Annotated in this window: 9 protein-coding genes and 5 tRNA genes; 1 reads left to right on the top strand and 13 read right to left on the bottom strand. The window is 65.6% G+C overall.

Annotation, left to right across the window (positions count from 1 at the left end):
- The 13 genes from rplL to VNO22_04445 all read right to left on the bottom strand — a co-directional run.
- A partial coding sequence (gene rplL, locus VNO22_04385; protein HXG60590.1) for a 50S ribosomal protein L7/L12 occupies positions 1 to 365 on the bottom strand: 365 nt, incomplete at its 3' end.
- A complete protein-coding gene (rplJ, locus tag VNO22_04390; GenBank protein HXG60591.1) occupies positions 365 to 880 on the bottom strand; it encodes a 50S ribosomal protein L10 in 516 nt (171 codons plus the stop codon). The genes rplJ and rplL, both read right to left, overlap by 1 nt.
- Positions 881 to 926: 46 nt before the next feature.
- Positions 927 to 1613, bottom strand: coding sequence for a 50S ribosomal protein L1 (gene rplA, locus VNO22_04395; protein HXG60592.1), 687 nt, complete (start codon positions 1611 to 1613; stop codon positions 927 to 929).
- Positions 1614 to 1619: 6 nt separating this feature from the next.
- Positions 1620 to 2030 carry a 50S ribosomal protein L11 gene (gene rplK / locus VNO22_04400; GenBank protein ID HXG60593.1) on the bottom strand — a complete coding sequence of 137 codons (411 nt, stop codon included), beginning with the start codon at positions 2028 to 2030 and terminating at the stop codon, positions 1620 to 1622.
- 34 nt (positions 2031 to 2064) lie between these two features.
- Positions 2065 to 2655 carry a transcription termination/antitermination protein NusG gene (gene nusG, locus VNO22_04405; GenBank protein ID HXG60594.1) on the bottom strand — a complete coding sequence of 197 codons (591 nt, stop codon included), beginning with the start codon at positions 2653 to 2655 and terminating at the stop codon, positions 2065 to 2067.
- A gap of 3 nt (positions 2656 to 2658) precedes the next feature.
- On the bottom strand, positions 2659 to 3363 hold the full coding sequence (gene secE, locus VNO22_04410) for a preprotein translocase subunit SecE (protein ID HXG60595.1): 705 nt from the start codon (positions 3361 to 3363) through the stop codon (positions 2659 to 2661).
- A gap of 39 nt (positions 3364 to 3402) precedes the next feature.
- Positions 3403 to 3478, bottom strand: a tRNA-Trp gene (locus VNO22_04415).
- 34 nt (positions 3479 to 3512) lie between these two features.
- On the bottom strand, positions 3513 to 3665 hold the full coding sequence (gene rpmG, locus VNO22_04420) for a 50S ribosomal protein L33 (protein ID HXG60596.1): 153 nt from the start codon (positions 3663 to 3665) through the stop codon (positions 3513 to 3515).
- Between the two features lie 21 nt (positions 3666 to 3686).
- Positions 3687 to 4892 (bottom strand): elongation factor Tu, encoded by a 1206-nt coding sequence (tuf, locus tag VNO22_04425; GenBank protein ID HXG60597.1) that lies wholly within the window; start codon positions 4890 to 4892, stop codon positions 3687 to 3689.
- Between the two features lie 56 nt (positions 4893 to 4948).
- Positions 4949 to 5024 (bottom strand) — tRNA-Thr (locus VNO22_04430).
- A 304-nt stretch (positions 5025 to 5328) separates the two neighbouring features.
- A tRNA-Gly gene (locus tag VNO22_04435) sits at positions 5329 to 5403 on the bottom strand.
- 134 nt (positions 5404 to 5537) lie between these two features.
- A tRNA-Tyr gene (locus VNO22_04440) sits at positions 5538 to 5624 on the bottom strand.
- 77 nt (positions 5625 to 5701) lie between these two features.
- Positions 5702 to 5776: transfer RNA gene (locus VNO22_04445), tRNA-Thr, on the bottom strand.
- 92 nt (positions 5777 to 5868) lie between these two features.
- On the opposite strand from VNO22_04445, the gene VNO22_04450 reads away from it, so the two are divergent.
- On the top strand, positions 5869 to 7006 hold a 1138-nt coding region (locus VNO22_04450), incomplete at its 3' end, for a hypothetical protein (protein HXG60598.1).

The raw sequence follows: 7006 nt of genomic DNA on the forward strand, positions 1-7006 counted from the left end.
TCCTTGGGAATCCCGGTCTTGACCGGCTGCCCGCCCTTGTCCACCAGGTCCTTGGCTTCCTTCAGCCCCAGGTTCGTCGCCGCCCGCACCACCTTGATCACGTTGATCTTGTTGGCCCCGCCGCTCTTCAGAATCACGTCGAAGGCCGTGGGCACCTCCGCCTTGGCGGCGGCCGGCGCGGCCGCGGCGCCGGGAGCCGCCCCCGCGGGAACGGCCGCCTTCACCCCGAACCTCGACTCCAGCGCCCCCAGGAGGCGCGCCAGGCCCAGCGTCCCCTCGCGCTCCAGAAGCGCGCCCAGGAGCTCGACCCGCTCCGCCTCCGCGAGCTTTCCCGCCTCCTCGAGCAGACCCGCCACGTTGCCCATCACTTCTTCTCCTTATCCGCCACCGCCTGAAGCGTCCCCACGAACCGCCGCGGAATCTCGTAGAGCACGCCGGCGAACTGCTGCGCCGCGCCCTTCATCACCCCCAGGATCTGCGACAGAAGCTGCTCCCGCCCCGGCAGCTTGGACAGCTCCACGAGCTCCTTGGGGCCGAGAACCTTTCCCTCGATGAGGGCGCACTTGACCTCGGGCTTCTGGTTTTTGTCCCGGTAGGCGATGAGCTTCTTGGCCAGCACCAGGGGATCCGGCCCGTACACGAGCGCGTTCATCCCCGCCAGATGTTTCTCGAAGGCATCGATCCCGAGCTTCTTGAACGTGTGCAGCGCCACGGAATTCTTGACCAGCCGCATGCGCACCCGGCCCTCCCGAAGCTGAGCGCGCAGCTCGTTGGACTGGTTGGCGGTCATTCCGCGGGCGTCCACCAGCACGAGGTTCTTCTGGCCTTTGAATTTCTCGGCCAGCTCCTCGACCATTCGTTTCCGAAGCACCTTCGACATAGTCGCGTGTCCTAAGTCTCAAGCCCCTGTCGTCGCGTCCGACCGCTCACGCCTGGACCGCCAGCGCCAGCCCCGGCCCCATGGAAGCCGACACCGACGCGTTCTGGATGAAGTTCCCCTTCACCGTCGCCGGCCGGACGGACCGGATGTGTTCGATGAAGGCCTCGATGTTGGCCCGCAGGTCCTCCTCGCTGAAGGAGAGCTTCCCCACCGCCGCCTGGACGTTGCCGGCCGCGTCGTTGCGATACTCGATCTTTCCGGCCTTGAACTCGCGAACCGCCGTGCGCACGTCCTCGGTGACGGTCCCGTTCTTGGGCGAGGGCATCAGCCCCTTGGGGCCGAGCACCTTGCCGAGCTTGGAGATCACCTTCATCGTCCGCGGCAGGGCGATCGCCACGTCGAAGTCCAGCCATCCGCCTTCGATCTTCTTGGCCAGCTCGTCCATCCCGACCTCGTCGGCTCCCGCGTCGCGGGCCAGGCGGGCCTCCTCGCCGTCGGCGAACACGATCACCCGCCGGGACTTTCCGATCCCCTTGGGCAGGGACACCGATCCGCGGATCGTCTGCTCGCTCTTCTTGGGATCGATCGCCAGCTTCAGGGCCACTTCGACCGACTGGTCAAACTTGGTCGAGGCCATGGACTTCAGCACGCGCACCGCCTCCTCCAGGGAGTACTTGCGCCGCGCGTCCACCTTGGCGACTTCCTTCCGGTAGCGTTTGCTGCGTCGCCGCATGGCGTTCTACCCTTCCACCTTGATGCCCATGTTCCGGGCGGTCCCCTCGATGGTCTTGACGGCCGCCTCGAGGTTGGCGGCGTTCATGTCCTTCATTTTGATGCGCGCGATTTCCTCGAGGTGCTTGCGCGTGACCGTGCCCACCTTCTCCTTGTTCGGCTGGCCGCTCCCCTTGACCACGTTGGCGTACTTCTTCAGCAGCACGCTCGCCGGCGGCGTCTTGTAGACGATGTCGAACGTGCGGTCCTTGTAGACCGTCACGATGCACGGCACAATCAGCCCCTGCTCCTTGCGGGTGGCGTCGTTGAACCGCTTGACGAACTCGCCGATGTTGACGCCGTGCTGGCCGAGCGCCGGTCCCACGGGGGGCGCGGGCGTGGCCTGCCCGCCGGGGCACTGGAGCTTGATCCGCACCATCACTTCCTTTTTCGGAGGCATCGTTGCGTCCCGGTCAAATCTTCTCGACCTGCCAATACTCCAAGTCCACGCGGGTCGCGCGCCCGAAGATCGTGATCGTGATCGAAACCGTGCCCTTCTGCGGGTTGATCTCCTCCACGATTCCGTCGAAGTTTTCGAACGCGCCTTCCTTGACCCGCACCGTGTCGCCCTTCTGGAAGTCGATCTTGATCTTGGGCTTCTCCTCCTCGGCCCCCGACTGCTCCACGAGCATCTTGTTGACCTCGTGCTCGGCCATGGGGATCGGCTCCTTGAGCCCGAGGAAATCCCCGATCCCCGGCGTCTCCCGCACGAGGAACCAGGCGTCCTTGTCCTGCTGCATCTCGATCATGATGTAGCCGGGATAGAGCTTCTTCTCGCGCACCGTCTTGCGGCCGCTGCGGATCTCCGTGACCTTCTCGGTCGGCACGATCACGTTGGTGATCTTGCCCTCAAGCCCCGCGGCCCGGACCCGCCGCAGGAGTCCTTCCTTCACCTGCTCCTCGCGGCCGCTCTGGACCCGGACCACGTACCACTTGCGCTCGGGACCCACGGACGCCTCGGCGCCCGCGTCCCCCGCGTCCTTCTTCTCGGCTTCGTCCAACATCGCTTAGAATCCGATCCCCCACCATTTAAGGAGGGCACTGAGAATCGAGTCGACCGCGTACAGGAAGACGGAAATCACCGTGATGACCAGCACCACCACCACCGAGGAGCCCACATACTCCTTGCGCGCCGGCCAGGCCACCTTGCGCAGCTCCCCTTCCGTCTCGATCAGGAAATCCGCCCACCGCGGGCGATTCAGAAGCAGATACGCCGTCAGCATCACCGCGGCGAAGATTCCGGCCGTCGGAAAAAGGATCGGCTTGAGGCGAAACGCCTTGCCGGCCACGTCCAGACGCGCAATGTCGGCCCACCAGGAACTCGTCGTCGAAGGCCATGTATAGAAGGTAATGCAGCCGAACGCCGTCAGCGCCCCCAGAAGCACCAGGGCCGACGCCCGGGTCCATCGGCCCTGCCCCGCTTTGTACCAGTCCAGGCGCGGTCCGAACCGCCGCCGCGAAACCCAGAGAAGGAGCGCTCCGGCAAGCGCGCCCGATCCCAGCCCCGCGGGGCTCAGGGACCACCCGCCCCACCGAATCGAGGCCGTCCCGAGCGCCTCCCAGCGCGACAGCGCGTGCGCCAGCGTGCCGGCGACGCAGACCGCCAGGAGCACCATCCAGCCTTCCAGGGCCGCCCGCAGCCTGCGGCCGCGGGACGGCGCCGGAGCCGGCGACGGGTGCGCCTGCTTCTGCTCCACCAAGATATCCGACATCGCTATCCTCGACCCGACCGGCCCCGCCGGCCTCGTCCGTGGCAGGGCGGGGGGGACTCGAACCCCCAACCCCCGGTTTTGGAGACCGGTAGTCTACCAATTGACCTACCGCCCTAAACGGAGGGGCGACCGGCCCCCCGGAGCCGCTCCTACTTCTTCTTCTCCTTATGCGCCACCCGCCGGCGGCACTGCGGGCAGAACTTCACCCGCTCCAGCTTGGCCTGAACCTTGCTGTTTTTGGTCGTGCGGTAATACCGCGTCCCGCACTCCCCGCATTCCAGGAACACCCACTCGCGAGGCATCGTCCCTCCGGGGCAACCCGGCTACTTGATGATCTTCGTGACGACTCCCGAACCCACCGTCTTTCCGCCCTCGCGGATCGCGAACCGCAGGTTCGGCTCGATGGCCACCGGCGTGATCAATTTCACCGCGATGTCCGTGTCGTCGCCGGGCATCACCATCTCAACCCCTTGCTTGAGCGTCACCTCGCCGGTCACGTCCGTGGTCCGGAAGTAGAACTGCGGGCGGTAGCCTTTGAAGAACGGCGTGTGCCGGCCGCCTTCGTCCTTCGAAAGCGCGTAAATGTGCGCCTCGAACTCCGTGTGCGGCGTGATCGATCCCGGCTTGGCGATCACCATCCCGCGCTCGAGATCGTCCTTCTCGACGCCGCGCAGAAGCAGGCCCACGTTGTCGCCCGCCACGCCCTCGTCGAGCTCCTTGTTGAACATCTCGACGCCCGTCACGACGCTCTTGCGCGTCTCCCGCAGCCCGACGATTTCCACTTCTTCGCCCACCTTCACGCGGCCGCGCTCGATGCGGCCCGTGCCCACCGTGCCGCGGCCCTTGATGGAGAAGACGTCCTCCACCTGCATGAGGAAGGGCTTGTCCACTTCCCGCACCGGCAGCGGAATATGCTGATCCATCGCCTCCAGAAGCTGCTGGATGGGCTTGATGGCCTCCGCGTCCTTCGGATTCTGGAGCGCCTTCAACGCCGAGCCCCGGATCACGGGCACCTTGTCGCCCGGGAACTCGTACTTCGTCAGAAGATCCCGGATCTCCATCTCCACGAGGTCCAGAAGCTCCTTGTCGTCCACAAGGTCCACCTTGTTCAGGAAGACCACCATGGCCGGCACCTGCACCTGCCGCGCCAGGAGCACGTGCTCCTTCGTCTGCGGCATGGGGCCGTCCGCCGCGCTGACGACCAGGATGGCCCCGTCCATCTGGGCCGCCCCCGTGATCATGTTCTTGATGTAGTCCACGTGCCCCGGACAGTCGATGTGCGCGTAATGGCGCTGGGGAGACTCGTACTCCACGTGGGAGATCGCGATCGTGATGATCTTGGACGGGTCGCGCCGGCCGTCCTTCTCGGAGGCCTTGGCGATCTCGTCGTAGGACCGGAACTGCCCCAGCCCCTGGGCCGCCGCCACCGCGGTCAGCGCCGCCGTCAGCGTCGTTTTGCCGTGGTCGATGTGACCGATCGTGCCGACGTTGACGTGAGGCTTGGTGCGCTTGAACTTTTCCTTCGCCATGATCGAGTCTCCCTTCTCTACGCTTCCCTTTTATTTCGTTTCGGCCCAGCGATCCGTGGAGCTGGGGACGGGACTTGAACCCGCGACCTCGTCCTTACCAAGGACGTGCTCTACCCGCTGAGCTACCCCAGCACGAGCCCGGATCGGTCACCCTCACCGGAGACAATAGGGCTTCCGCTCCTCGTCAAACACGTTATTGGGCAGAACCAAAGGGCGGGTTTCTGGTCCCCTATATCGCCACTCCAAGGGCAAAGAGTATAGCAACCCGCATGCCAATGTCAAGAAATCGACACTTCAAAACGCAAAAAAAATCACGTCCTCCCTGCCAGGCCTCTCGTTGCCGAAGCCCTTCGCGCTCCGCACGCCGGCAAGTCAGACAGGCCATCGCGAAATCCGCCGCAGCCCCCGCAAATCCTTTATGCCGATCGGCGAAGACTGGAGCGGGGGACGGGATTCGAACCCGCGACAACCAGCTTGGAAGGCTGGTGTTCTACCCCTGAACTACCCCCGCCTCTGACTTCTCCTTGCTTCGGCGTTCCGTGTCAATTTCCGATCGGATCGAATCGGACCCACCTCCACTCGCTCGCTCATTTGGCCCGTCCTTGCGTGCCCCGAGCGTCCGCGAGCCTGCATCATAAGTCGAGGTGGTGGGCTGGGAGGGATTCGAACCCCCGAAGGCGTAAAGCCAACAGATTTACAGTCTGCCCCCTTTGGCCACTTGGGTACCAGCCCGAACCAGATGCCAGAGGTTCCCGTCCCGGCCGCGCCGGCACTCCGACGACGGACCGCGGCAAGGTCTGGGATCTGGCTGGAGCTGGCGGTCGGATTTGCACCGACAACCGCCGGTTTACAAAACCGGTGCTCTACTTTTGAGCTACGCCAGCGACGCGCGTGATTCTAGGCCGCCCCCTCCGCAGCGTCAAGGGAGAATCGCGCTTGACCCCCGCGGTGAAAGGGGGGTAGGATTTTCAGGATCATGGCTTACATTCCCCGCCGCCGCCGCTTCACCGCCGGAAAGATTTTCTTCGCCGTCCTCCTGGGACTGCTCGGCGGATACCTCTGGGCCTGCTTCGAAAAAGGGCGGAATCCACTCGACGTCGCGAGGCTGCTTTCGCCCCCGGAAGCGCCCGAACCGCCGCGTTCCTCCGAAACGCCCCGTCCGACCTCCGCTCCCCGCCCGGCCGCCCCCCCGAAACCCGCCGAACCGCCTCCCGCGGCCCGGCGGCCGGACCCCCCGCCCCCCGCGCCGCCGCCGCCCACCCTTCGCACCTACTCGCCCGCCGAACTGGACTCCCTCTTCGCGTCGGTCGAGGACCTCCTGACCCGCGGCCGCTTCTTCGAAGCTTCCGAGAAGATCAAGAACACCAGCCGCCTGATGATCCCCCCCGACCGCGCCTCTCAATTCGCCGAGGTCGAGGCGCGCGTGCGCCTCTACAACGACCTTGTCCGCGAAACCACGAAGGGCGTCCTTCTGGAAATGCCTCCGCTCACGCGGCTCTGGATCCAGGGCGGCGGCCGGCTCGTCGTCAAGATCCTTGATGAAGACAAGACGTCCCTGTACTACGAAACTCTCACGGGCATCCGCTCCCGCCTCGAACGCTCGCGCGTCTCCAGCATCGAGCGCCTCGAGCCCCTCTACGCCGCCGTCGAGGTGACGCTCGAGCTTAAGAAACAATGCGAGTACCGCGGGATCCTCGCCGAGGGCGAGCCGGGCAAGCCGCTGTCCTACCGCGTCAAGCCCGGCCGGGAGGTCACCGGACTTCACTTCTTCGATCTGGCCGACTTCTGCGCCCGCAACGGGGCCAACGATAAACTCAAAGCCCTCTTCGACGAGGCGCTCCGCCGGGATCCCAACCTCCTGACCACCGTCCACGAGGCCAAAGCCGACCGCCTCTACCAGGTGCTTCTCTATTTCATCGGAATCAAGTCCACCGCCGACGTCCGGCGCACCTACGACCTCCTGCGCGAACGCTACGCGGACACGCGGGTCTTCCGCGAGCACATCGAAAAGGACGACCTGATCCTCGCCTACGTCGCTCCGGCGCCGCGACCGCCCGCTCCCCCGGCCCCGCCGCCCGCCCCCGGAGCCGCGCCGGCCCCCGCCCCCGAGGCCG

The organism is Planctomycetota bacterium (assembly GCA_035574235.1).
Taxonomy (GTDB): Bacteria; Planctomycetota; MHYJ01; order MHYJ01; family JACPRB01; genus DATLZA01.

What these genes read in the sequence shown, in the direction of transcription:
- rplJ (HXG60591.1), bottom strand. Translation starts at nt 880, where the DNA reads ATGTCGAAGGTGCTTCGGAAACGAATGGTCGAGGAGCTGGCCGAGAAA.
- rplA (HXG60592.1), bottom strand. Translation starts at nt 1,613, where the DNA reads ATGCGGCGACGCAGCAAACGCTACCGGAAGGAAGTCGCCAAGGTGGAC.
- rplK (HXG60593.1), bottom strand. Translation starts at nt 2,030, where the DNA reads ATGGTGCGGATCAAGCTCCAGTGCCCCGGCGGGCAGGCCACGCCCGCG.
- nusG (HXG60594.1), bottom strand. Translation starts at nt 2,655, where the DNA reads ATGTTGGACGAAGCCGAGAAGAAGGACGCGGGGGACGCGGGCGCCGAG.
- secE (HXG60595.1), bottom strand. Translation starts at nt 3,363, where the DNA reads ATGTCGGATATCTTGGTGGAGCAGAAGCAGGCGCACCCGTCGCCGGCT.
- rpmG (HXG60596.1), bottom strand. Translation starts at nt 3,665, where the DNA reads ATGCCTCGCGAGTGGGTGTTCCTGGAATGCGGGGAGTGCGGGACGCGG.
- tuf (HXG60597.1), bottom strand. Translation starts at nt 4,892, where the DNA reads ATGGCGAAGGAAAAGTTCAAGCGCACCAAGCCTCACGTCAACGTCGGC.